The sequence below is a fragment of the Caballeronia sp. genome (assembly GCF_049581465.1).
Taxonomy (GTDB): Bacteria; Pseudomonadota; Gammaproteobacteria; order Burkholderiales; family Burkholderiaceae; genus Caballeronia.
The window spans coordinates 1-2192 of sequence record NZ_JBAUSA010000057.1; the positions used below are offsets into that span (position 1 = coordinate 1).

1 protein-coding gene and 2 pseudogenes are annotated in these 2192 nt (G+C 61.5%); all 3 read left to right on the forward strand.

The window, feature by feature from the left end; translation table 11 throughout:
* Positions 1-732, forward strand: a pseudogene (locus tag WCA53_RS01280) (lysophospholipid transporter LplT); the annotation flags it as partial.
* 183 nt (positions 733-915) lie between these two features.
* Complete coding sequence (locus WCA53_RS01285) at positions 916-1296, forward strand: DUF883 family protein (protein ID WP_423904574.1); 381 nt, start codon at positions 916-918, stop codon at positions 1294-1296.
* Between the two features lie 271 nt (positions 1297-1567).
* Positions 1568-2192 (forward strand): annotated as a pseudogene (locus WCA53_RS01290) (DNA mismatch repair protein MutS); the annotation flags it as partial.

Below are 2192 nucleotides of genomic sequence, written 5' to 3' on the forward strand. Positions count from 1 at the left end.
CCCGATACCGGCGCGCGCTATCCCAACCGGCTAAAGGAGCCGTCAAAGCTCATCGGCGATTTCACGCATGCTTTCAAGGTGTTGTGGCACGACAAGCTCGCGCAGGTCGCGTTGTGGGTGACCACGCTCTTGTGGGGCGCAGCCGTCACGCTGCAATTGCTGGTGCTCAAATGGGCGGGCGCCAATCTTGGCCTGTCGCTGTCGAAAGCGGCCGTCCTGCAAGGCGTGACGGGCCTGGGCATCGCGATAGGCGCGAGCGGCGCTGCCGCGTGGGTGCCATTGCGCAGTTCGCTCAAGGTGCTGCCGATCGGCGTAGTCACCGGCGCGGTCGCGATCGGCATGGCGTTCTACAACAAGGACCTGTTTCCGGCCGGATCGGGCGTGCATCTCGGGCCATTGTTCGCGCCGCTCTATATCCTGATGGCCTATCCGCTGATGATAGTGCTCGGCGCACTGTCGGGATTTTTCATCGTGCCGATGAACGCGATGCTGCAACATCGCGGCGCTACGTTGCTGTCGGCTGGCGCATCGATCGCGGTACAGAATTTCAACCAGAATCTCGCGGTGCTGTCGATGCTCGGCGCCTACGCGCTGCTGCTGACGACCAAGCTGCCGGTGGAATGGATCATCGTGGTGTTCGGTGTGTTCATTTGCCTGATGATGGGGCTCGCCATGCGCCATCACGCGCGCAACGAACGGCAGGTTGGTTTGCTTTCACTGGTCAATGAATGACGTGGAGTAAGGTGCGGGACCGAAATTTGCGGAAAAATCGTGTCCAGCGGTTTGGTTGGCCCGGGTCCGCCTGACAATGGCTGAACAATTCGCTCCGGATCGGGTCTTACTCGCCTGATTGGTATAAAAGGTGGTCGCTGATTGGGGCCACAATTATTCATCGACACGTCAAAGGAGCTGCAAATGGGTCTATTCACACGTTCCATGTTCGATAGCAATTTGAACGGTGCGGCCAAAGTCGGCCAGCGTGCCGTGCGCGGCGCAAGCGACGCGGTGGATACCGCCAGCGCGCAGTTGCGCGGCCTGCTCGACGATCTCGACAGCTCGATCCGCGATGCGAAAGACATCGACGTCGACAAGCTGCGCAAGGATCTGCAATCCAAACTGAAAACAGCGCGCGCGCAATTCGACGGTTCGTCGTCGGCCATTGCGGAGCGGTTGAACGACGCAGCGGGCCACGCCGTCGACTACGCCGATGAGTTCGTCCATGAAAAACCATGGCACACACTGGGCGCCGTCGCCGGTCTGGCTTTGCTAGTCGGGTTTCTGGCGGGACGCGCCTGATCTGTCTGGATTCTCGCCGCTGAAGAAAATGCAAACGCCGGCCTGGTCCGGCGTTTTGCTTTTGCCGCGATTTATTCAACGTGCACGACGTCACGTTAGCCCTCCGGCCAGCCTTCCGGCCTGTACCCGACGCGGTACACTCGTGCCCTTGGGACACTCCGCCATCCACGCACGCAACATGGGCACGCATATCTCCGTTTCCACCTCCTCTCAAGACACTGACACCCCGGCGGCACCGACCGCCGCGGTGGATCTGTCGCACCACACTCCAATGATGCAGCAGTATCTGCGCATCAAATCGGAGCATCCCGGCACGCTCGTGTTTTATCGCATGGGCGATTTCTACGAACTTTTCTTCGATGACGCCGTCAAGGCTTCACGCCTGCTTGACCTGACGCTGACGCAGCGCGGCGCGTCGGGGGGCAATCCCATCAAGATGGCCGGTGTCCCTCATCACGCCTGCGAGCAATATCTTGCGAAGCTCGTGAAACTAGGCGAGTCGGTGGCAATTTGCGAGCAGATCGGCGACCCGGCGACATCGAAGGGACCGGTTGAACGCAAGGTCGTGCGCGTAGTGACGCCCGGCACGCTGACCGACGCTGCCCTTCTCTCCGACAAGAACGACGTCTTCCTCCTCGCGCTCTGTCCGTCGTACAACCGTCGCGGCGTGGTGACGAGCGTCGGCCTTGCCTGGCTGAACCTGGCAAGCGGCGCGTTGCGTCTGGCCGAGGTCGCACCCGACCAGGTCGGCGCCGCGCTCGAACGGATTCGCCCGGCCGAAACACTAGTCGCCGACACGTTTTCGTCGAGCAACGCCCCTTTCGACCTGCCGAATACCAGCGCGACCACGCGTGCGCCGGCCTGGCATTTCGACGTCGTCTCGGGTACGCAAAGGC